The 21,913-nt window shown below is 75.5% G+C and carries 15 protein-coding genes; 7 read left to right on the top strand and 8 right to left on the bottom strand.

The features are described from left to right. Nucleotides 1-2,100, top strand: coding sequence for a DEAD/DEAH box helicase (locus tag ACFT41_RS10400; protein WP_377587465.1), 2,100 nt, complete (start codon nucleotides 1-3; stop codon nucleotides 2,098-2,100). A gap of 92 nt (nucleotides 2,101-2,192) precedes the next feature. Here ACFT41_RS10400 and ACFT41_RS10395 read toward each other — a convergent pair whose 3' ends face one another. The 3 genes from ACFT41_RS10395 to ACFT41_RS10385 form a co-directional block, all read right to left on the bottom strand. Then, entirely contained in the window at nucleotides 2,193-3,356 is a 1,164-nt protein-coding gene (locus tag ACFT41_RS10395) for a hypothetical protein (RefSeq protein WP_377587464.1), read from the bottom strand. Nucleotides 3,357-3,454: 98 nt separating this feature from the next. After that, nucleotides 3,455-4,357, bottom strand: a complete 903-nt coding sequence (locus ACFT41_RS10390; RefSeq protein ID WP_377613794.1) for a L,D-transpeptidase — start codon at nucleotides 4,355-4,357, stop codon at nucleotides 3,455-3,457. 133 nt (nucleotides 4,358-4,490) lie between these two features. After that, nucleotides 4,491-5,939: an alpha-amylase family glycosyl hydrolase gene (locus ACFT41_RS10385; RefSeq protein WP_377588833.1), complete on the bottom strand. Its 1,449-nt coding sequence runs from the start codon at nucleotides 5,937-5,939 to the stop codon at nucleotides 4,491-4,493. Nucleotides 5,940-6,249: 310 nt separating this feature from the next. Between ACFT41_RS10385 and ACFT41_RS10380 the strand changes: the two genes are divergently transcribed. From ACFT41_RS10380 to ACFT41_RS10365, 4 genes are all read left to right on the top strand, one after another. Then, nucleotides 6,250-8,055 (top strand): hypothetical protein, encoded by a 1,806-nt coding sequence (locus ACFT41_RS10380; protein WP_377588832.1) that lies wholly within the window; start codon nucleotides 6,250-6,252, stop codon nucleotides 8,053-8,055. After that, a complete protein-coding gene (locus tag ACFT41_RS10375; protein WP_377588831.1) occupies nucleotides 8,052-9,518 on the top strand; it encodes an NADH-ubiquinone oxidoreductase-F iron-sulfur binding region domain-containing protein in 1,467 nt (488 codons plus the stop codon). Before ACFT41_RS10380 ends, ACFT41_RS10375 begins: the two co-directional genes overlap by 4 nt. Before the next feature lie 81 nt (nucleotides 9,519-9,599). Continuing rightward, the gene (locus tag ACFT41_RS10370) at nucleotides 9,600-10,274 is read left to right on the top strand and encodes a TlpA family protein disulfide reductase (protein WP_377588830.1); all 675 of its coding nucleotides are present in this window, start codon (nucleotides 9,600-9,602) and stop codon (nucleotides 10,272-10,274) included. 28 nt (nucleotides 10,275-10,302) lie between these two features. Beyond that, nucleotides 10,303-11,301 (top strand): cytochrome c biogenesis CcdA family protein, encoded by a 999-nt coding sequence (locus ACFT41_RS10365; protein WP_377588829.1) that lies wholly within the window; start codon nucleotides 10,303-10,305, stop codon nucleotides 11,299-11,301. On the opposite strand, the gene serS is transcribed toward ACFT41_RS10365, so the two are convergent. The 5 genes from serS to ACFT41_RS10340 all read right to left on the bottom strand — a co-directional run bounded on the left by serS (nucleotide 11,285) and on the right by ACFT41_RS10340 (nucleotide 16,837). Beyond that, entirely contained in the window at nucleotides 11,285-12,571 is a 1,287-nt protein-coding gene (gene serS / locus ACFT41_RS10360; RefSeq protein ID WP_377588828.1) for a serine--tRNA ligase, read from the bottom strand. The genes ACFT41_RS10365 and serS overlap by 17 nt on opposite strands. A gap of 217 nt (nucleotides 12,572-12,788) precedes the next feature. Further along, entirely contained in the window at nucleotides 12,789-13,865 is a 1,077-nt protein-coding gene (locus ACFT41_RS10355) for a MerR family transcriptional regulator (RefSeq protein ID WP_377588834.1), read from the bottom strand. A 46-nt stretch (nucleotides 13,866-13,911) separates the two neighbouring features. Further along, nucleotides 13,912-15,099, bottom strand: coding sequence for a saccharopine dehydrogenase family protein (locus ACFT41_RS10350; RefSeq protein WP_377588827.1), 1,188 nt, complete (start codon nucleotides 15,097-15,099; stop codon nucleotides 13,912-13,914). Between the two features lie 47 nt (nucleotides 15,100-15,146). Further along, nucleotides 15,147-16,322 (bottom strand): alcohol dehydrogenase catalytic domain-containing protein, encoded by a 1,176-nt coding sequence (locus ACFT41_RS10345; RefSeq protein ID WP_377588826.1) that lies wholly within the window; start codon nucleotides 16,320-16,322, stop codon nucleotides 15,147-15,149. After that, nucleotides 16,319-16,837, bottom strand: a complete 519-nt coding sequence (locus ACFT41_RS10340; RefSeq protein WP_377588825.1) for a hypothetical protein — start codon at nucleotides 16,835-16,837, stop codon at nucleotides 16,319-16,321. Before ACFT41_RS10340 ends, ACFT41_RS10345 begins: the two co-directional genes overlap by 4 nt. A 232-nt stretch (nucleotides 16,838-17,069) precedes the next feature. Between ACFT41_RS10340 and ACFT41_RS10335 the strand changes: the two genes are divergently transcribed. Together ACFT41_RS10335 and ACFT41_RS10330 are read left to right on the top strand one after the other, a co-directional pair. Then, entirely contained in the window at nucleotides 17,070-19,823 is a 2,754-nt protein-coding gene (locus ACFT41_RS10335) for a LuxR C-terminal-related transcriptional regulator (protein WP_377588824.1), read from the top strand. A gap of 176 nt (nucleotides 19,824-19,999) precedes the next feature. Beyond that, the gene (locus ACFT41_RS10330; protein WP_377588823.1) at nucleotides 20,000-21,841 is read left to right on the top strand and encodes a hypothetical protein; all 1,842 of its coding nucleotides are present in this window, start codon (nucleotides 20,000-20,002) and stop codon (nucleotides 21,839-21,841) included. The last annotated feature ends 72 nt before the right edge of the window (nucleotides 21,842-21,913 follow it).

Here is a 21,913-nt window from a genome sequence, read left to right as displayed (position 1 = left end):
ATGCCGGCGGACCTCGACCCCGTCGTGGTGCACCACCTCGTCAACACGTTGGGCTGGCGGGACCTGCGACCGATGCAGCGGGCCGCGATCGCACCGGTACGCGCCGGCGAGGACGCCCTGCTCCTCGCGCCCACCGCCGGCGGCAAGACGGAGGCGGCGCTCTTTCCGCTGCTGACCCGGATGGCGCACCAGCGGTGGACCGGCACGTCCGTGCTGTACCTCGCCCCGCTCAAGGCGCTGCTCAACAACCTCCAACCCCGGATCGAGCAGTACGCCGGTTGGCTCGGCCGCCGAGCGGCGGTGTGGCACGGCGACGTCAACGCCTCCCGGCGGCGGGCCGTGCTCCACGAGCGGCCCGACATCCTGCTCACCACCCCCGAGTCGTTGGAATCCATGCTGGTCAGCACGAAGGTCGACCATCGCCTCTTCCTCGCGGGGCTGCACGCCGTCGTCGTCGACGAGGTGCACGCCTTCGCCGGCGACGACCGGGGCTGGCATCTGCTGGCCGTGTTGGAAAGGCTGACCCGGGTTGCGGGCCGGCCCCTGCAACGGATCGGGCTCTCCGCCACCGTCGGCAACCCCGACGAACTGCTCACCTGGCTGCAGGGGGCGGGCGCGGGCGACCGGCCGGCCCGGGTGGTGGCTCCCGAGACGACCGCCGTGGCCGATCTCCCCCCGCCTGGGGACATCGAGTTGGACTACGTCGGTTCGCTGACCAACGCGGCGACGGTGATCGCCGGCCTGCACGCCGGGGAGAAGCGGCTGGTCTTCTGCGAGTCCCGGCAGACGGTCGAGGAACTCGGGCAACTGCTGCGGGCGAAGGGGGTGCAGACCTTCCTCTCCCACGCGTCGCTCTCCACCGACGAACGACGGCGCGCGGAGCAGGCGTTCAGCGAGGCCCGGGACTGCGTGATCGTGTCGACCAGCACCCTGGAACTGGGCATCGACGTCGGCGACCTGGACCGGGTGATCCAGATCGACGCCCCGGCCACGGTGGCCTCGTTCCTGCAACGACTCGGCCGGACCGGCCGGCGCCCGGGAGGCATCCGGAACTGCCTCTTCCTGACCCTCGACGGGGAGGCGCTCGCCGGCGCGGCGGCACTGCTCCTGCTCTGGTCACGCGGCTGGGTCGAGCGGGTCACCCCACCGCCCGAGCCCCGGCACATCGTCGCCCAGCAGATGCTCGCGCTCTGCCTCCAGGAACACCGCGTCGGCGGCCACGAGTGGGTCCGCGCATGGAACGGACTGGCGCCGCTCGACGAGAGCGCTCGGCCGATCGTCCGCCACCTGGTCGAGCACGGCTACCTCGACCAGGACGCGGGAATGCTGTTCATCGGGCCGGCGGCGGAGCAGCGCTTCGGGCATCGCCACTTCATGGAGATGACGGCGGTGTTCACCGGGCCACCGGAGTTCGTCGTCCTGCTCGGCCGTGACGAACTGGGCCGGATCGACCCGAGTCTCCTCACCGAGAAGGTCCTTGGCGAACGCCGACTCCTGCTGGCCGGTCGCAGTTGGCGGGTGACGTACATCGACTGGCGTCGGCGGCGGTGTTTCGTCGAGCCCGCCGACGGCGGTGGGCGGGCACGGTGGTCGGGCAGCGGCTGGGCGTACCTCGGATTCGAGATGGTCCGGGCGGTGCGGGAGGTGCTGCTCGGGGCGGACCCACCGGTGAGGCTGACCCGCCGCGCGGTCGATCGGCTCGCGCGGGAACGGTCCGAGATGACGCACCTCGTACACCCGGGCGGCACCCTGGTCGTGCGGGAAAGGGAGGGCGACCTGCGTTGGTGGACCTGGGCCGGCTTCCGGGTGAACGCCACCCTGACCGCCACCCTCAGCGAGATCGTCGATCCGGTCGGACGATTCGACGACCGCAGCATCCGGCTCCGCGACGACCTGACCCCGGCTGCCTGGCGGATGCTCACGGCTGATGCCGCAGATCGGCTCTGCCTGCCGGATGTCGACGAGAAGGCACTCGCCGGCCTGAAGTTCGCCGCCGCACTGCCGGAGCGGCTTGCGGTGGCAACGCTTGCCGCTCGCCTTGCCGATTCCGGCGGAGCAGCGGCGGTGCTCGCCGAACCGACACGATTCGTGAACACCTGACTTCCTGCACGCCGGACTACCAGGGTGAACGCGGCGAGTACCATTACGCCACCGAGACGTACACGGTGACGGTCGACGGCACGTATGTATGCCTACTCGCCGGGCAGGCCGGCCCGGTCGAAGCGGTCCATCAGGCTGGGCTTGCGCTGGTGCGCCACGCGCAGCAGCCGGACCCGCTCCGCGAACGCCGCCTGGTGGCCGTCCCGCTGGCCGAGGGCGGCCAGCTCGGTCAGCAGCGTGACCGCCGCGTCGTACTCGCGGGGTTTCTTCGTCTCGATCAGCGCGTCCACCCGTTGCCTCGCCTGCTCCGGTCGGGCGGCCAGCTCGACCAGCCGCCGCTCGCGGGCGGCCTGTGCCGCGCGTTCCTGGCGGGCGAGTTCCGCGGCGCGCCGCCGCTGATCCGCCCGCTGGCGCTCCGTCCACCGCGCCCCGGCGGCCTTGCGGAGCTGCCCGGCCGTCCGGGCACCGGTCGCCGCGTCCGCCGGGTCGCCGTCGGACTTCGCGGCCCGGAACCGTCGCCGTAACTCCGCCCGCACGGGTACGTCCCCGTCCCGTGCGACGCGCAGCAGCAGCTCGTCCTTCTCGTCTGTCGGTAGGCCCCGCAACCAGCGGCGCAGCTCGGCCGTGGCCGGCTCCGCACGGGCCAGCGGCGCGCTCGCCTCGGCGGCGGCGGCGATCAGGTCGGTGTCGATGCGCAGGAACTCCACCAGGCTCGCCAGCGACGCGGACAGCGTGCCCAGGCCCGGCGGCACCGGCGGCTCCGGCTCGTCGTCGTCGACCTCGTGGCGCCCCACCGCGAGCAGCCAGGCCAGGTAGAGCAGCCGCAGGTCACCGGCGGCCAGGTCGGCGCGGGCCGGGACGATCGAGGCGAGCCGCCCCTCCCCGACCTCGTCTCCGATCCACTCGTCCCCGTCCTCGTCGTCGTCGGTGAGGTCGATGACGACCCGGTCGCCGGCCGCCCACGCGGACGCCGCCTCGGAGTCGCAGTACCGCCGCGCGGTGGGCAGGTCCAGCGATGTGCGGGGGAGCCGGATCATGAGCTGGCGGGTGCCCCAGTTGGCCAGGTAGAGGAAGGCGTCGTAGCACGTCGCCACCATCTGGCGCGGGTCGCCCCGGAAGTTGCCCCAGTGGTAGGTGTTGACGAAACTCGTCGAGGTGATCCGGGCCCGCGTCGACAGCCGCCGCACGTCGTCGAGCTGACGGGCGGTCAGCGGTCGGTCGACCGCCAGGAACTCGTAGTACTGGTATTCGCTCACCCGCCGTGCTGCCCCTCGGACCCGTCCCGTCGTTGGACGAACACCGTACCGGGCACAGTGGCCGCTGGTCGTCGTACCCCTTGAAGCTGCGCGTCGGGTCAGGCGGGCGGGGTGGGCAGGGCGTCCACGATCAGCACGCCGCTGCCCGGCCGGACCTCGGCGAGCAGTTGGCGCTGGCCGCTGCGGGTCAGCCGGATGCAGCCGTTGGTGACATCCTCGCCCAGGGTGTCGTCGTCCTGCCAGGTGTGCAGGCCGATGTGCGCGCCGGCGAGGCTCGCGGGCACGGCGTCCGGGTCGTCGGGGATCGCGCCGAGGGCGAAGACGTCGACGCCGCCGTACACGGGCTCGGGCGGGGGCGTGCGGCCGAGCACGAAGGTGCGGCCCAGCGGGGTCTCCTGGCCGCGCATGCCGAGGCTGACCGGCCACGATTGCCTGGCGTGCCCGTCGCGGTACCAGGTGAGGCGGTGCGGCCGGCGCTCCACCACGATCTGGTCCCGCAGCGGCACGGTGGCCCAGCCGCCGTCGGGCGGCAGCCAGGCGATCCGCCGGGTGGCCGAGGGCAGCAGCACCGCCGTCCAGCCGGTGCGGCGCTCGACGATCGGCACGGTCAGCTCGACGCCGTTGATGGTGGGGGCGAGGAAGGCCAGCGGCCGGCCGCCGGGCGCGTCGTAGGCGGCGACGTTGCGGGTCGGCGTCAGCCCCTCGGTGAGCGGGGTCGCGTCCAGCGGGCGCGGGTCGGCGGGGAAACCGGCGGGCACCGGATCGTAGGTGACGACCGGCAGGGTGGCCGGCGCGGGCGCGGCGGCGGGCACCGGGCCGCCGGTGGGTGCGGCCTCCGTGGCGGGCGCGGTGGGGGCGGCGGCGGGCGGCGGGGCCACCCGGGCCGGCGCCGGGGTGAGCGCCCGGGCCGTGACCAGCCCGGTCGCCAACAGCAGGGGTACGCCGACCGCGGCGACCAGCCAGCCGAGCCCCCACCGCGACACAATTCGGTCAAACAGCACAAATGCACTGTAGGTGGTGGGTGGCCTGCGGTGGGGGTGATTGCAGGGGGCCCCTCCTATACAGAATGCGTTAAGAAGGGGCCCCTCCTTGCACCTCGGCGCGCCGCGCGCGGCGCGCGTACCTCAGCTCAGCTCAGCTCAGCTTGGCGGCGGTGTGGATGGCGATCGCGTCGTGCGCCGGCACGTTCGCGGCGAACCAGCCGTTCGCGTCCACCGTGATCACCGGGCCGCTGCACGTGCCGCCGGTGAAGTCGCCGTGGATCACGTCGCAGTATCGGCCGGCGGGGAGCCCCGTGTAGTACGAGCGGCCGGTGATCGCCCCGTCCTCGTCGTTCATCGTGAGGTAGCCCTTGCCGGCGCGGCTGAACGCGATGTGGTTGTTGCCGTTGTCGTACCAGTTGGCGACGCCCGCGCCCTGGGTGGCGTTGTTGAACGCGACCATGTTGGCGATGACCCGCCAGCGGTGCTCGCACTCCCAGCCGGAGTAGCAGGTGGTGTTCAGGGTCTTGTTGTTGGCGTCGGAGGGCGGGCCGGCGTCCCGGTCGCTGAAGGTGTAGCTGGACATGACCGTGGCCGAGCCGTACGGCCAGGCCAGCATGAAGGCGTTGGCCAGCGCGTAGATGCCCCGGTCGCGGTAGGTCAGGACCCCGCCGACGTCGCGCTGGGTGTCGTGGTTGTCCACGAAGACCGCCGCCGAGCCGCCGGGCAGGTGGCCCCAGCCCTCGCCGAAGTTCTTCAGGTACGCGAGCTTCTCGCTGCGGAACACCCGGGCCAGGTCCTTGCCGTAGCGGAACTCGTGCACGTCGCCGTTGCCGGTGTACTCGGTCGGCTGGATCGGCTCGCCCGCGCCGTAGATGACCTCCTGCACGACGTACGCCGAGCGGGACAGCCTGCCCTTGATGGCGGCGATGTCGGCGGCCGGCATGTGCTTGCTGGCGTCGAGCCGGAACCCGTCGACGCCGAGGGAGAGCAGGTCGTTGAGGTATCCGGCGATCTTCGACCGGACGTAGTCGGACCCGGTGGCGAGGTCCGACAGGTTGACCAGCTCGCAGTTCTGCACCTCGTACCGGTCGTTGTAGTTGGCGATGTCGTCGCCGCCGTTGCGACCGCAGTGGTGGAAGTCCTGCGTCTGGTAGATCCCCGGGTAGTCGTAGTGGCCGTAGGAGGAGCCGGCCCAGCCGGTGCCGCCGTTGTCCTGGCCGGACATGTGGTTGATGACGGCGTCGACGATCACCTTCACGCCGGCGGCGTGGCAGGTGTTCACCATGGACTGGAACTGCGCCCGGGTGCCCTTGCGGGACTCGATGCGGTAGCTGACCGGCTGGTAGGCCAGCCACCACTGGTTGCCCCGGACGTGCTCCTGGGGCGGGGAGACCTGCACGTAGCCGTAGCCCTTCGGGCCGAGCGTGGTGGTGCACTCGCTGGCCACCGAGGGCCAGTTCCACTCGAACAGGTTGGCGATGACCTTCTTCGTGCCGGACGGGGCTGCGGCGGCCGGGGGTGCCGCCACGGCGGTCGGTGCGAGCAGGCCGGCGATCACGCCCAGGGCGAGGATCGCCGAGCGGCATCGGCGTCGATGCATCGGGACTCCTGACGGGGGTCGGGGGAGGGGGCGGAGGTGCGGCGGGTGAGCTGCGGCTTGCCGTCATCTTGCAGCCCGAGTTGAAATTTTCGGAAAGATTACAAGCGTGTTGCAGTGGGTGTCAACGGATGGACGGGTGTCGTTGCGCGGGGCGCCTACACGCAGCCCACGGCGGGACGGTTCGACAGTGTCGGCAAAAAAACCGAGGAATTCTGCGACCCGGGCTGATCCGTTGAACCCGGTGCTCCGTACTCGATGGGGGAGCAGGGTCGGCCGGTGGGGGCGCCGCCGCTACACGATCGAGGAGCAGATGGCTCGGGCACAGCAGAACCAGAAGTCCGCGACCGTCCGTACCACGAGCAGCAGCCGCGGGGTGCGGACCAGGTCCAAGGCGTCCGTCGCGCTGATGGCCGGGTCGGCGCTGGCGGTCGTCTGGGCCGGCGTCGAGTTGGCCGGCGCCGGCACGATGATGTACGCGTACGGCTTCTTCTTCACCGAGTTCTTCGCCGGGGTGATCGCCCTGGTGTCGCTCAGCCTCACCGTGATGATGGGCCTACTCGCCACCGACCGGCTCGTGCTGCTGATCCGGCACCGGGTGCTGCTCCAGTCGGCGCACCGGGCCACCGGCATCCTCGGCGTCGCCGGCCTGGTGTTCCACATCATCACCAAGATCGCCATCGGCCGGGCCGGGCCGACCGACGCCCTCGTGCCGTTCATCGGGGGACGAGGGCTCTACGTCGGGCTCGGCACGGTGGCGTCGTTCCTCATGGTCAGCGTGCTGTGGACCGGCATCATCCGGGCCCGGTTCGTCGGCGTCGGTCCCAAGTGGTTCTGGCGGGCGCTGCACTCGATGGCGTACCTGTCCTGGCCGTTCGCCCTGGTCCACGGCCTGAACGCGGGCCGGCCGGCGAAGTCCTGGGTGACCCTGAGCTACCTCGCCTGCGTGCTGCTGGTGGTCGTGGCGCTGATGGTCCGGCTCTCCGTGCACCTCGGCAAGCGCAGCCGCGAGCAGCACCAGGCCGCCGCCCTGAACAAGGCGATGGCCGGCAAGCCCGCCGAGGACGGCAAGACGACCACGATGCTGCTCAGCAAGATCGGCCGCAAGCGCGACGACGCCGCCGAGGAGAAGCGGGACGGCCGGTCCGGGCGGGCCCGTGGCACCGGCGGCTGGGCGGAGACCACCGCCACCACCGGCTCCTGGGCGATGCCGACCGGCACCGCCCGCGGGCGACGCGACCCCGAGCGGTTCACCGTGCCGGTGGTGCCCGAGCCGGGCACGCTGCGTGAGCCGGTACGGGCCACCCGCCGGCGCGGCGACGAGGAACTGGACGCCCCGCGGCGGCGCGAACGCGAGCTGGACCCCGCGCCCCGACGCACCGTCGAGCCCGCCGCCCGGCGTGCTGCCGAGTCCGACCGGTCGAGCCGGCGGCGGCGCGACGCGGACGCCCCGGTCTCCGCCCCCCGCCGCTCGCGCTCCGAGGAGGACGTCGCCCCCGTCTCCAGCCCGCGCCGGTCCCGCCGCGACGAGGACGTCGCGCCCGTGTCGGGCGGTCGTCGCTCCCGCTACGACGAGGACGTGGCCCCCGTGTCGGGCAGCCGTCGCTCCCGCTACGACGAGGACGTCGCCCCGGTCTCCAGCCCCCGGCGCTCCCGGCGCGACGAGGACGTGGCCCCCGTGTCCCCGGGCCGCCGCTCCCGGCGCGACGACGATCTCGCCGCCCGCTACTCCTCGCCGCCCCGCCGCGTCGAGGAGCCCGAGGAGCCGTGGGACAGCCCGCGCCGCTGGGAGTCCTCGACGCCCGTCTCCGCGGAACCGATCTCCGCCGAACCGATCTCCGCGACCCCGCGCAGCGGGTCCGGGCGGCACAGCGTCGACGACGAGGTCCCGGAGGAGCCCGACTACTGGCGGCCCCCGGCCCGGTTCGTCGCCGAGGACCTGCCACCCATGGACGACACCCCGACCCTGGTCGACCTGGCCTCCCGGCGGGCGCTACGGGCCGCCGGGGACGGCCGACCCGGCCGGCGCAAGAAGGACCGGGACCGCGATCGGGACCGGGCCAACGCCGACGCGGTCGACGGCGCGTACTGGGCCGGGCTGCGGGGTGAGGCGAAGTGATGCGCACGACGGTGCCCCCCGTGGCGTGCGTCGGCGAGCCCCGGCTCACCGCCGGCTTCGCCGAGTTCGGCCGCCTCGACCTGATGGCCCACGAGGAGGTGCACGGCCCGATCGGGCCGATGGAACCGGCCAACCTGCTCCGGCTCGCCGAGGCCATCCAGCTCAAGGGCAAGGGCGGGGCGGGCTTCCCGTTCGCCCGCAAGCTGCGCGCCGTGCTGGAGTCCTGCGAGCGGCAGGACGCCTCCGCCATCGTCGTGGTCAACGCCACCGAGGGCGAGCCGGCGAGCTGGAAGGACAAGGTGCTGCTCACCCGGGCCCCGCACCTGATCCTCGACGGCGCGGCCCTGGTCGCGTACGCGCTGGACGCCGACGAGATCGTCATCGGCGTCGCCGACGACGACGTGGGCCGGCCGTCGCTGACCGAGGCGCTCCAGGAACGCCGGATGCCGGTGCCCACCAGCATCGTCACCGTCCCGCACCGGTTCATCTCCGGCGAGGGCGGCGCGCTCGTCAACGGCATCAACGGGCTTCCCCACATCCCGCCCGGCACCAAGAAGCGTTCCAGCGAATCCGGCGTCGGCGGCCTGCCCACCCTGCTCTCCAACGCCGAGACGTACTCGCAGCTCGCCATCGCCGCCCGGCTCGGCCCGTACGAGTACGCGGCGCTCGGCACCGACGACGAGCCCGGCACCGTGCTGCTCACGGTGACCGGCGCGGCCAAGCGGCCGGCCGTCGTGGAGTGCGCCGCCGGCACCCCGCTGCGCGACATCCTCGAACTCTGCGAGGTGCCCGACGGGCCGGGCATCCTGATGGGCGGCTACCACGGCAAGTGGATCACCGCCGAGGCCGCGCAGCGGGCCGAGGTGTCCCGCAAGGGCCTCACCGCCGTCGGCGGCACCCTCGGCGCGGGCATCATCGTGCCGCTGGCCCGCGACACCTGCCCCCTCGGCGAGGCCGCCCAGGTGGTCCGCTACCTGGCCGGCGAGTCCGCCGGGCAGTGCGGCCCCTGCAAGATGGGCCTGCCCGACCTGGCCCGCGCCGTCGACCTGGCGGTCTCCGGCAGCGCCCCGATCGAGATCGTCCGCGCCGCCGCCGGGGACGTGAAGGGGCGCGGCGCGTGCAGCCACCCCGACGGCACCGCCCGGTTCGCCCTCTCCGCCATGGAGGTCTTCGCCGACGACCTCAAGCTGCACACCACGGGCGAGGGGTGCGGCAAACGGACCAAGGGGGTCATGGGCCTGCCCGGCGCCCCCGACGCCGACCCGAGAAAGCTGACCCTGGACTGGTCCCGCTGCGACGGCCACGGGCTCTGCGCCCACGTCGTGCCCGACTTCATCCGGCTGGACGGCAACGGCTACCCCGCCTTCCCCACCACCCCCGTGCCGACCTGGCTGCGGGAGGGCGCCATGAAGGCCGTCAAGGTGTGCCCTGAGCTCGCGCTGCGGCTGGTCAAGGCCGAGTAGCGCACCCGCCGGGACCGTCGGACACCGGAGCGTCGCCATGGCGCCCCGCCCCGCGCGGCCCGCTACCGAAGGGAGACGCGGATGCGATTGTTCCGCCGGCCGTCGCGCCGCCGGACCGGGCCGGGTGGACGGTCGCCCCGCCGACGGCGTGCCGGCACAGCCGCCGTGCTGGTCGCCGCCCTGGCCGCCGCCCTGCTGGGCGCGGCGTCCTGCGCCGTGGGCACCCCGGGACCGCCGGTCGACGCGGCCGCCGCCGCGCCCGCCGGCGCCGACGACCCCACGGCGACCCCGACCGGTACGCCCACCGGCGCGCCGTCCCCGCCGCCGGCCGCCCCGGCCCGGGTGCCGGAGAGCCTCCGCTTCACCGGCACCACCCTCGACGGCAAGCCGTTCGCCGCCGCCGACCTGGCCGGCCGGCCGGTGGTGCTCTGGTTCTGGGCCCCCTGGTGCGCCACCTGCGCCAGCCAGGCGTGGACCGTCGCCGAGATCGCCCCGCAGTACCGCGACCGGGTGCCGATCGTCGGCGTCGCCGGCCTCGGCCAGCAGAAGGCGATGAAGGACTTCGTCACCGAGTTCGAGCTGGGCGGCACCCTCCAGCTCGACGACCGGGCCGGCACGCTGTGGCGTCGCTTCGAGATCGTCGAGCAGAGCACCTTCCTGATCATCGACCGGGAGGGGAAGGTGATCCACCAGGGCTTCCTCGACGGGGAGGACCTCACCCGCCGGGTCGCCGCGCTCGCCGCCCTCGCCGGCTGATGGCCGCACCGCTGCTACCGGCCCGCTGATGGACGCCCCGCTGCTGCTCGCGCTGACCGCAGGCATGATCGGAGCGGTCAACCCGTGCGGGTTCGCGATGCTGCCCGCGTACCTGTCGATCCTGGTGGCGGGGCCGGGCGACGGACGCCGCGCCCTCGGCCGGGCGCTCACCGCCGCCGCCGGCCTCACCTGCGGGTACGTGCTGGTCTTCGGCGCGTTCGGGCTGGCATTCGCGCCGCTGGCCGGCTGGCTGCGGCCCCGGCTGCCCTGGCTCACCGTCACCCTCGGGGTGGGCCTGGTCCTGCTCGGCTGCTGGCTGCTCGCCGGCCGGCGGCTGCCCACCCCGCGCCCGCTGACCCGCGCGCCCCGGCTCGCCCGCACCCTGCCGTCGATGGTGCTGTTCGGCGCGGCGTACGCGCTGGCGTCGCTGACCTGCTCCATCGCCCCGTTCCTGGCGATCGTGGCGACCAGCCTCCAGGCCGGCTCGACGTCGCGCGGGCTGGCGCTGTTCGTGGCGTACGCGCTCGGGATGGGCCTCGTGGTCGCGGTCGCCGCCCTCGGCGTGGCGCTGCTGCGCGACCGGGTGGTGGCCCGGCTGCGCGGGGCCGGCCGGTGGGTGCCCCGGCTCAGCGGCCTGGTGCTGCTGGTCGCCGGCGGCTACGTCGCCTGGTACGGCTGGTACGAGGTGCGGCTCGCCGAAGGCCGGCACGACGCGTTCGGCGACCCGGTGGTGGTCGCCGCGGCCCGGATCCAGCAGACCCTCGTCGGCGCCCTGGACACGGCCGGCCCCGCCCTGCTGGCCGCCGCCCTCCTTGCCCTCGCTGCGCTCGGGGTAAGGAAGGGTCCCCTGTCAACGCATTCGGTAGAGCAGGGGCCCCTTCTTGGCACTCCCCGCAGGGCGCGCGCGGATGCGAAGGCGGCAGGCGGTAGCGGCGGTAGCGAGGAGGCCGCAGGGGCGTACCCGAATCGGCGAGGGCCGGGTGACCCGACCCCCGCCGGCGGTACGACGGTCAGCGACCCGGCGTGAGGTGGTCCGTGCCGACCCGGTCGCGGAGCACCTCCGGCACCAGCACCGAGCCGTCGGGCTGCTGGAACTGCTCCAGGATCGCCGGGAAGAGCCGGCTGGTGGCCAGCGCCGAGCCGTTCAGGGTGTGCACGAAGCGGGTCTGCTTGCCGCCCGCCTCCCGGTACCGGATCGCCGCGCGGCGCGCCTGGTAGTCGCCGGCCCAGGACACCGACGACACCTCCTTGTACTTGCCGGTGCTCGGCATCCACACCTCGATGTCGAGGGTCTTCTTCATCGAGGCGCTGGCGTCGCCGGCCGACAGCAGGCTGGTCTGGTGGTGCAGGCCCAGCCGCGCGACCAGGCCCTCCACGTGGGCGACCATCTGCTCCAGCGCGGCGTCGGCCTGCTCGGGCAGGGTGAACTGGAAGATTTCCACCTTGTTGAACTGGTGACCCCGCACGGTGCCCCGCTCGTCGGAGTGCGAACCGGCCGCCTCCCGCCGGTAGCACGGGGTGTACGCGAACCGCTTCAGCGGCAGGGTCGCGGTGTCCAGGATCTCGTCCTGGTAGGCACCCAGGATCGCCGTCTCCGCCGTGGGCAGCAGGAACTGCCCGCGCGGGGCGGACTCCCGGTCGAGGTGGTAGACGTCGTCGTAGAACTTGGGGAACTGGCCGGCGGCGAAGCCGGCGGTGTCCAGCAGCAGGTGCGGCGGGAGGAGGAAGTCGTAGCCCGCCGCGATGTTCTGGTCGATCAACCAGTTGAGCAGCGCCCACTCCAGCCGGGCGCCCAGGCCCGTGTACATCCAGAAGCCGGAGCCGCCGAGCTTGACGCCCCGCTCGTGGTCGACCAGGCCCAGCAGGCGGCTCAGCTCCACGTGATCCCGGACCTTCTCGATCGCCGGCCGCTCACCGAAGGCCCGGACGACCCGGTTGGCCTCCTTGCCGCCGGGGACGACGTCGTCGGCGGGCAGGTTGGGCAGCTCGCTCATCCGCTCACGCAGCCGGGACTGCACCTCGTCGAGCTGGGACTCCAACTCGACGAGTTGCTTGCGCCCGGCCTCCGGGGCGACGCTCTCCGGCGCGCTGCCGGCCCGCTTCGCCGCCGCGTACGCCCGCGCCTCCGCCTTGCGGCGCTGCCGCTCGGCGTCGATCTCCGTGATGAGGGCGCGGCGCTCCTGGTCGAGCCGCTGGATCTCGTCCAGCGCCCGGTTGACCTCGGCGGGATCCAGTCGCTTCGCCAACGCGGTCGCCACCGCCTCGCGATCCTTCCGGATCAACTCCATGTCGAGCATGCGCTCCGTACGCCTCCGTCCGGGAAGTCAGGTGGGAACCCACCGATGCTACCGTCGCGGCCTCCCGTGACTGGTCCCGGCCGGGCAGCGGGGCGGCCGTCGCCGCGATGTCGGCGACATGGCGGTGTCCCTGAGGCGGGAAGCCGCCATGTCGCCGACATCGTGCCCCGGGGCGGCGTCCCGGGGCGGCGGCGCGCGTCCGGCGGCGTGCGTGGGGTCAGAGCCGGATGGGCATCAGGATCGAGTACGCGTCCGCGTCGTCCGGCCGGCGCACCGCCAGCGGGGCGATCGGCCCGTCCAGCTCCAGCAGGAGCTGGCCCCGGTCGCCGGCGTCGAGGGCGTCGAGCAGGTACCGCCCGTTGACGCCGAACCGCACCGCGCCCGGCGCGGCGTCGGCCAGCGCGGCGCCGTCGAGGACCCGCAGCCCGCCCGCGTCGTCCAGGCCCAGCACGGTCACCGGCACGTCGACGCCCTCGTGCCGCAGGACCCGCGCGGGCGGCCGGCCGGCGACCTCCGCGCGCAGCGCCGGCACGTCCACCGGGATCCGGTACGCCGGCCCGCCGTCGCCGGGCCCGCCCAGCAGCCGCTGGTAGTCCGGGAACTCGTCGGGCAGGGTGGTCCCACTGGCCTCCCGGCCAGCGGCGGACACGGTGACGCTGTCCCCGTCCAGCCGCAGCCGTGCCTCCGCCCCGCCGTCGGCGTCCAGCAGCGCGCGGGCCCGGTCGACGAGGTCCACCGGGACGAGCGCCCGCCGGGCTGGGCCGTCGACCCGGCCGGGGACCCGGGCCACCGCCATCCGGTGCCGGTCGGTGGCGACGAGGCGTACGCCGTCGGCGGCCACGTCGAACAGGACGCCGGAGAGCACCGGCAGGTCGGGGTCGGTGCCGACCGCGAAGCGGACCGCGTCGATCGCGGCGGCGAGGTCGGCGCGGGACAGGACGAGACAGGTGGCCATCGGGTTCTCCTCGGGGTCGATCAGGGCACGGACCCGGGAGAGCTCACGGCGGGCGTCGGCGAGGCCGTCCTCCAACCGGCGCAGGTGCCCGTCGAGCAGCCGGCCCACCACGGCCGGCTCGGCCCGGTGCCGTACGGCGGCGGCGATCTCCGCCAGCGGCATCCCGACCCGGCGCAGTCCGGCCACCAGGCGGGCCGGCAGGACCTGGTCGTCGGCGTACCAGCGGTAGCCGGTCAACGGGTCGACCAGCGCGGGCACCAGCACCCCGGAGCGGTCGTAGAACCGCAGGGCGCTGACCGTCAGGCCGCTGGCCCGGGCCAGCTCGCCGATGCTGCGCAGTTCGCTCTCCACGCCGAGGATCCTGTGCCCTCCACCAGGTCGAGGGTCAAGCCGCCGCCTCCGCCAGCGTGCGGAAGGTGAGGCCGGCGGCGGTGAGGCGGCGCAGCAGCGCGTCGCCCATCGCGGTCACCGGCGTCACCTGACCGGACGTCGGCGGCAGGTCGTCGTCGAGGGCCAGGCAGAGGGCGGACTCGGCGAGCATCTTCGCCGTCTCGTCGTATCCGGGGTCGCCGCCGGCCACCTCGGTCACCACCCGCCGGCCGCCGCCGGAGCCGAGGAAGCGCACCCGGAACCACGACGCCGCCCGCTGTTCGGCGTTCGGCCCCTGGCCGGAGGCGAGCCGGCCGAGCAGCCAGCGCCGGGCCGGCGGCACCCGCACCAGCCCGGCCAGGCCGGCGAGCCCGACCGCGCCGAGCACGACCGTGGGCAGCCGCCGCACGGCGGCGAAGTGCCGGTAGCGGAAGTCCGGCCCGTACTCCGGCCGGGCCGCGGCCGACCGGCGGACCACCTGCGGGTCGATGGTCGGCAGCGGCACCGCCCACATGCCCAGCTCCGCCGACCGGCCGACCTTGCCGGGCACCGCCCGGGCCCGGCGCCCCGGCGGGTGCGGCTCGACGGCCCGCCGCGCCTTCGCCGCCCGGCCCGCCTCGGCGACCCGGGAGAACGCGGTGAGCGCCGAATGGTACGTGCCGGCGGAGAACCTGCCGCCCGCCCGGACGAACCCGTCGACGGTGATCGGCCCGTCGGCCGGCAGTTGCCGGACCGTGTACCAGACGCCCAGGTCGTGCGGGATCGAGTCGAAGCCGCAGGCGTGCACGAGGCGGGCACCGGTGCGTACCGCCTCGGCATGGTGCCGCACGTACATGGTGTCGACGAACTCCGGTTCGCCGGTGATGTCGACGTAGTCGGTGCCGGCGCGGGCGCACGCGGCGACCAGCGGCTCCCCGTGGTGCATGTACGGCCCGACGGTGCTGGCCACCACCCTGGCGCTCGCGGCGATCCGACGCAGCGACTCCGGGTCGGTGACGTCGGCGGTGAGCAGCGGCAGCCCGGCCAGGGTCGGGTCGACGCCGGCCAGCCGGTCCCGTACGGCCGACAGCTTGGCCGGGTTCCGCCCGGCCAGCGCCCAGCGCAGCCCCGGCGGCGCGTGCCGGGCGAGGTACTCGGCGGTGAGCCCGCCGGTGAACCCGGTCGCCCCGAACAGCACCACGTCGTACGCCCGATCCTCACGCATCCCGCGAGTCTGCCACCAGCAGGAGTGCCCGGCAGGACGGCGGGCGGTCAGGGCGTGAAGACCGTACGCAGGCAGCCGTCGGCGCGGGTGCGGAACAGGTCGTAGCCGAGCTCGCCCTGTTCCAGAGGCAGGTGGTGGGTGGCCAGGTGGGCCGTGTTGATCTCGCCGCGCGCCATCCGGTCCAGCAGCATCGGGATCCAGCGCTGCCCGTGCTGCCGGGCGCCGCGCACGGTCAGCCCCTTCTGCATCACCGCGCCGAGCGGGAACGTGTCGACGAAGCCGGTGAACGTGCCGAGCACCACGACCGTGCCGCCCTTGCGGCAGGCGTGCACCGCCTCGCGTACCGCGATCGGCCGGTCGGGGGCGGCGTCGGGCCGCGCGGCGGCGGCGAACCGCTCGGCCAGTGACCGGGGCTCCGCGCCGTCCCAGGCCATGCCGACGGCCTCCACGCACACGTCGGGGCCCCGCCCGCCGCTGCGTTCCCGCAGCTCGGCCGGGACGTCGACGGCCAGGTAGTCGAGGGTTTCCGCGCCGACGTGCCGCTCGACCAGCCGCAGCCGCTGCGGGTACCGGTCGATCACCACCACCCGGTCCGCGCCGCGCAGCAGGGCCGCCTGCGCGGCCATTTGGCCCACCGCGCCCGCGCCCCAGACCGCCACCACGTCACCCGGGGCCACCTCGCCCAGCTCGGCGGCGAGCCAGCCGGCCGGCACCGCGTCCGAGGCGAAGACCGCCCGGTCGTCGTCGACCGGCTCCGGCACCGCGAACGCCCCGACGTCGGCGTAGGGCACCCGGACGTACTCGGCGTGGCTGCCGGCGAAGCCCCCGGCCGACCGGGGATGGCCGTAGCAGCCGCCGGTGGGCTGCCCCCACGCCGCCTCGGTCGCCGCCGGCCCGGTGCTGCCGTTGTCGCAGCAGGCGTAGAGGCCCTGCCGGCAGTACCAGCAGTTGCCGCAGGCCACGGTCGCGCAGACCACCACGCGGTCGCCGACGTGGTGCCGCCGGACCTGGGGCCCGACCTCGACCACGTCGCCGAGGAACTCGTGCCCGAGCACGTCGCCGACGGACAGCGCCGGCGTCCGGCCGGCGAGCAGCGGCAGGTCCGCCCCGCACGTGGCGCTGCGCCGGACCCGGACGATCGCGTCGGCGGAGTTGCGCAGCTCGGGGTCGGGTACCTGGCGCACCGCGAGGCCGTCCGCGCCGAGCCAGCACAGCGCCCTCATCCGGGCCCCGCCGGGTCGCCGCCGGGGCCCGCGGTCCCGGGGCCCGTCGTGGCGGTCCGCGCCGGTCGGGGGCCGTCCAGCGGGGAGCGGTCCGCGCGCAGCAGCTCACCGGTCTCGGCGAGCTGCTTGGCCTGGCGCAGCGCCTCGCGGACCAGTAGCGCGGGGTCGTCGCCGACGAGGTGGGCGGCCATCCCGGGCACCGGCGCGCCGCGCACCGGCCGGGCCGCCAGCTCCGTGCCGCGCCCGCCGGGCGCGGGCCCCTGCGCCACCTCCACCGCGCCGTCGAACCGGCGCAGCGGCTCCGGCCACCGGCCGCCGGGCAGCACCCGCTCCGGCGGCCGGTCGATCGTGACCACCTGCCAGTCGTCGCGTGGGCCGGCCGCCCGACGGCGGCCACCCCCGAGGGGTCCGCGCAGCGCCCGCGCCGCCGTCGCCCCGGCGACCGCGCCGGCCACCACCCCGGCGGTACGGGCCAGCGCCCGACCGCCCCGACCGCCCCGCCTGCCCCGTCCCATCCGTCCCACCCGCCTCTCGTTCCGCCTCTCGTCGCCGGTGCAGCCGTCGCCGGGACCGGTCCCGCCCCCGGTCGACTGACCGCCGTGGGCTTCCGCCCGGCCGACGGCCGGTTCCCCCAGCGTCGGCGGCGGCCGGGTGAACCGGGTTCCCCCCGAAGGGGTGAACCGGCCGGGGCCGGGTAACCGCCCGCCGCACGAGCCGGGGGAGGGACGCGTGGCGTGGGGGTGCCGCATGACGCAGCACGACGGGGACGAGACGACCGTGGCGGCCACCTGCGGCGACCCCGCTCCCGCCGCAGGTGGCGCGGCACCGCTGCTGGCGTCCCGACTCGCGCCGGCCCCGTTGCCCGAGCCGGTGCTGGTCCGGCCCCGCCTGCTGCGCCTGCTGGACGAGGGCACCGCCGGAGCGCTCACCCTGGTCTCCGCCCCGGCCGGCTGGGGCAAGACCACGCTTCTCGGGTCCTGGGCCCGGACCGTCGAGCCGGCCCCGGCGTGGGTGTCGGTCGAGGCGGGCGACACGGGGGCGCGGCTCTGGTCGTACCTGACGGCGGCCCTGCACCAAGCGGCCCCGGCGGCCCTGCGCGCGCCCGGCTCCGGCGGGCCGGAGCATCCGGCGGACCCGCCCCGGCCCGACCAGTTGGAGCTGCTGGCCGCCGCGCTCGCCGCCCGGGAGCGCCCGGTGCTGCTGGTCCTCGACGACGTGCACCGGGTCGCCGACCCGGCGATGCTGACCGGCCTGGAGTTCCTGCTCCGCCACTCCGAGGGGCGGCTGCGGGTGGTGGCCGCGGCCCGCACCGGCCTGCCGGCGGGGCTGCACCGGCTGCGGCTCGCCGGTGAGCTGACCGCCGTGGGCCCCGCCGAGCTGGCCTTCACCGACGACGAGGCGGCCGACCTGCTCGTCGCGCACGGCGTGCTCCTGCCGGCCGAGGCGGTGCCCCGGCTGCGGGCGCGTACCGGCGGCTGGCCGGCCGGGGTGCGGCTGGCCGCGCTGGCCGCCAAGGACCGGCCGGACCCGGTGCGCTGGCTGGAGCAGTTCGGCGGCGACCAGCCGGACGTGGCCGGCTATCTGCGCTCGGAGGTGCTCGCCCCGCTCGACGACGCGGCCCGGGACGCGCTGCGCCGGGGCGCGGTGGCCGACGCCGTCAGCGCCGACCTGGTCGACGCGCTGACCGGCCGGTCCGACGGCGAGCGGGTGCTGACCGCGCTGGCCTGCGCCGGCGGTTTCGTGGACCGCGACGACAGCCGGCCGCCCTGGTACCGCTGCCATCCGCTGCTGGCCGACCTGCTCCGCGCCGAGCTGGGCGAGCTGGCCGAGGAGGAGCGCCGGGACCTGCACCGGCGGGCGGCCGGCTGGTACGCCGGGCACGCCCGCCCCGCCGAGGCGCTGCGGCACGCCCTCGCCGCCGGGCGCTGGGACGCGGCCACCGAGCTGCTGGTCACCCGCTGGCCGGAACTCGTGCCGTACGACCGGGAGGGCGCGGGCGGGCCCGTCCCCGCCGCGCCGCCGGAGGAGGAGGTCCGGCGGGACCCGGAGCTGGCGTTGGCCGCCGCCGCCGAGCGGGCCCACGCGGGCGACCCGGACGCCGCCGCCGCGCAGCTGCGCCGGGCCGCCGGGCACGCCCGGTCGCTGCCCGTGCCGCGCCGGGACCGGTTCCGTCGGCTGGCCGTCGCCCTGGAGGTCACCCTCGCCCGGTTGGCCGGCGACCACGACGAGGTACGCCGGGCGGCGTCGGACCTGCTCGCCACGCGTACCCCCGGGGGGTCTGCGGACGACCCGCGGACCGGTGCCGCCGACGACGCCGACGTGGGGGCGACGGCTGGCGCGGCCCTCGGCCTGGCCGCGCTCGCCAGCGGCGACCTGCGCGGCGCGGCGGGCGAATTCTCCACCGCGCTCGCGGCGGCCAGGGCGGGCGGCCGGGCCCGCACCGAGCTGCTCTGCGCGAGCCGCTCCGCCCTGCTGCACGCGGCCCTCGGCGAGCTGCGGGCGGCCGAGCGGGCCGCCGGGGAGGCCCTGGCCATGCCGCCCTGCCAGGGCTGGTCCTGCCGCACCGACTGCGCCTACGCCCACCTGGCGCTGGCCGTCGTCGCGCTGCACCGGGACCTGCCCGACGACGCGGAGGCGCACCTGGCGCTGGCCGGCCCGGCCGCCGACGAACCGGCGGCGGCGCTCGCCGCGCTGTGCCGGGCGACGCTGCTGCGCGATCGCGGCGACCCGGCCGCCGGCCTGCGCCTGCTGTCGGCCGCCCGGGACGCGCTCGCGCCGCCGCCGGCCCCCGGGGACGGCAGCGGCGCGGGGGAGCTTCGTGGCTGGCTGTTCGCTGCCGAGGTGGACCTGCGGGCCGCCCACGGCGACCCCGGTGCCGCCCGGGAGCTGCTGACCGACGCGCTGGCCCGGCCCGACGCCCCGACCGAGGCGCTGGCCGTGGCCCTGGCCCGGGTCGAGCTGCGCGCCGGCGACCCGCGCGCCGCCGCCCGCGTCCTGCCGTCCTGGGACGGCCCGGACGCCGCTGCCTGGCCGCTGCCGGTACGCCTCGACGCCGGCCTGCTGGACGCGGTGCTCGCCGGGCGGGCGGGGGACGCCCGGCGGGCCGGGCGGACCCTGGAACGGGTCCTGGAGCTGGCCGCCGCCGAGGGGTACCGCCGCCCGTTCACCCGCGCCGAGCCCGGGGCGCGGGACCTGCTCGCGGCGCACCTGGACTCCGGCACGGCGCACTGGCCGACGGTGAGCGACCTGGTCCGGGTGGCGCAGGAGCCGCCCGCGCCGCCGGGCCCCGCACCGGCCCCGGCGCTGGACGAGCCGCTCACCGAACGGGAGCTGACCATCCTGCGCTACCTGCAGAGCATCCTGTCCAACGTGGAGATCGCCGCCGAGCTGTCCCTGTCGGTGAACACCGTCAAGACGCACGTGCGCAACATCTACCGCAAGCTCGACGCCACCCGCCGCCGGGAGGCCGTCCGCCGCGCCCGTGAGCTGCACCTGATCTGACTTCCGTCGCCCGGCCGAACGGTGCCGGGCCCCGGGGCCGGGTGGTTAGGAAGGGGCCCCTCCTCTACAGAAAGCGTCAACAGGGTGCCCCTCCTTGCAGTGATGACGGTCGACAAGATGGCGCGCGGTCCGGCACGATCTGGGGCGGCGTGACTGTCGGGAGCGGGGAGCAGGCGATGGGTGAGGTTGGCGAGGCGGCACCGGTTGACGTCGCCGGGCCGCCGGCAGCCGCCGGCCGGGGGCGGGCGGCGGCCGACCGGTTCGCCCGGTTCGCCCGGCACGAGTGGACCCTCGCGGTGCTCGGCTCGCTGGTGCTGGCCGTGGCGTTGACCTGGCCCACGGTGCGCGACCTGACCGGCGCCATCCCGCAGGACACCGGCGACCCGACGTTGCAGGCGTGGCAGGTCGCCTGGGGCGGGCACGCGCTGCTGACCAACCCGACGCAGCTGTGGCACTCGAACACGTTCTGGCCGGAGCCGTACACGTACGCGTACTCCGACACGCTGCTCGGCTACGCCCCGTTCGGGTTCGTCGGGGACGGGTCGGTCGCCGCCGTGGTCCGCTACAACCTGCTGTACGTGCTGGTGCACGCGCTCGCCTTCGTCGGCGCGTACGCGCTGTCGCGGCAGTTCGGGGCGGGCTGGGCGGGCGCGGCGGTGGCGGGGGCGTCCTTCGCGTACGCGCCGTGGAAGCTGGCCCAGGCCGGGCACCTGCACGTGCTCAGCATCGGCGGGATCGCCCTGGCGCTGGCCATGCTGGCCCGGGGGCACGGCTGGTCGCTGCGGCACGGCTACCGGCCGGACCGGGTGCGCCCCGGCTGGGCGGTGGCCGGCTGGGCGGTCGCCGCCTGGCAGGTCAGCCTCGGCTTCGGCATCGGCCTGCCCTTCGCGTACGCGCTGGCGCTGCTCTGCCTCGGCGCGGCCGGCGGGTACGGCTGGTCGTGGTGGCGGCGTCGGCGACGGCCGGTGTTCCCGCGCCGGCTGCTGGTGGCGGACCTGGCCGGCGGCGTGTTCTTCGCCGGGGTGACCCTGCTGATGGCCGCGCCCTACTTCGAGGTGGTGGCCCGGCACCCGGACGGCCGGCGCACGGTCGAGCAGATCGCGATGTTCTCCCCGCCGCTGCGCGGCTTCCTCACCGCGCCGCCGGAGTCGTGGCTGTGGGGGGAGCGGCACGAGGCGGCGCGGGCCACGCTGAGCTTCGCCGGGGAGATGACGCTGCTGCCCGGGATGGTGCTGGTCGGGCTCGCCGCCGCCGGGCTGTTCGTGTCGGCGTGGCGGGTGCGGCACCGGGTGGCGCTGGCCGTCGGGGTGCTGGTGAGCGTGGCGCTGGCCGCCGGCAGCACGCTGGGCGGGGACGGCGACCCGGGGTACGTCACGCTGGTGGAGCACGTGCCGGGCTGGGACGGCGTCCGCACCCCGGGGCGGCTGGTGCTGTGGACGACGCTGCTGCTGGGCGTGCTGGCCGCCGGCGCGCTGACGACGGGCGGCGCGGAGCCGGCTCAGGACACCGGCCGGGGCGCGGAGCCGGCTCAGGACACCGGCCGGGGCGCGGAGCCGGCGGTGGGGAAGCCGGGTGGGCGGTGGCGGCGCTGGGGGCGGCTGGTGCTGGTGCTGCCGGTGCTGCTGGTGCTCGCCGAGGGGGTCAACCGGACCCCGCACGTGCCGGCTCCGGTCGCGCCGGCCGCGCTGCACGGGCTGCGCGGCCCGGCGCTGGTGCTGCCCAGCGACGGCATCCGGGAGTTCCACGTGATGCTCTGGTCCACCGACGGCTTCCCGAAGATCGTCAACGGGCTGGCCTCGTTCGTGCCGGCCAGCCAGCAGGAGATCCGGGCGGCGAGCACGGCCTTCCCGGACGCCGCGTCGGTGGCGTACCTGCGGGGGATCGGGGTGCGCACGGTGGTGGTGCTGCCGGCGTACGCGGTGGGCACGCCGTGGCAGGGTGCGGAGACCCGGCCGGTGGACGGGCTGGGCGTGCGGCGCGAGGCCGTGGGGGACGGGTTCGTCTACCACCTCGACTGATCGGCCGCCGCCGGTCCGCCGGCCGGGCGACTTTGTTGGGAGCGCTTCCAAATTCGACCGGGTAAAGGTTAC

Origin of the sequence: Micromonospora sp. NPDC057141 (assembly GCF_042670805.1) — a bacterium.
In the GTDB taxonomy this organism is placed as follows: domain Bacteria; phylum Actinomycetota; class Actinomycetes; order Mycobacteriales; family Micromonosporaceae; genus Micromonospora.
This window is presented reverse-complemented; position numbering and strand designations above follow the sequence as displayed.

Bases quoted from the DNA above. Each gene is read 5' to 3' on its own strand.
- ACFT41_RS10400 (WP_377587465.1), top strand. From the start codon at position 1: ATGCCGGCGGACCTCGACCCCGTCGTGGTGCACCACCTCGTCAACACG.
- ACFT41_RS10385 (WP_377588833.1), bottom strand. From the start codon at position 5,939: ATGCATCGACGCCGATGCCGCTCGGCGATCCTCGCCCTGGGCGTGATC.
- ACFT41_RS10380 (WP_377588832.1), top strand. From the start codon at position 6,250: ATGGCTCGGGCACAGCAGAACCAGAAGTCCGCGACCGTCCGTACCACG.
- ACFT41_RS10370 (WP_377588830.1), top strand. From the start codon at position 9,600: ATGCGATTGTTCCGCCGGCCGTCGCGCCGCCGGACCGGGCCGGGTGGA.
- ACFT41_RS10365 (WP_377588829.1), top strand. From the start codon at position 10,303: ATGGACGCCCCGCTGCTGCTCGCGCTGACCGCAGGCATGATCGGAGCG.
- serS (WP_377588828.1), bottom strand. From the start codon at position 12,571: ATGCTCGACATGGAGTTGATCCGGAAGGATCGCGAGGCGGTGGCGACC.
- ACFT41_RS10350 (WP_377588827.1), bottom strand. From the start codon at position 15,099: ATGCGTGAGGATCGGGCGTACGACGTGGTGCTGTTCGGGGCGACCGGG.
- ACFT41_RS10345 (WP_377588826.1), bottom strand. From the start codon at position 16,322: ATGAGGGCGCTGTGCTGGCTCGGCGCGGACGGCCTCGCGGTGCGCCAG.
- ACFT41_RS10340 (WP_377588825.1), bottom strand. From the start codon at position 16,837: ATGGGACGGGGCAGGCGGGGCGGTCGGGGCGGTCGGGCGCTGGCCCGT.
- ACFT41_RS10335 (WP_377588824.1), top strand. From the start codon at position 17,070: ATGACGCAGCACGACGGGGACGAGACGACCGTGGCGGCCACCTGCGGC.
- ACFT41_RS10330 (WP_377588823.1), top strand. From the start codon at position 20,000: ATGGGTGAGGTTGGCGAGGCGGCACCGGTTGACGTCGCCGGGCCGCCG.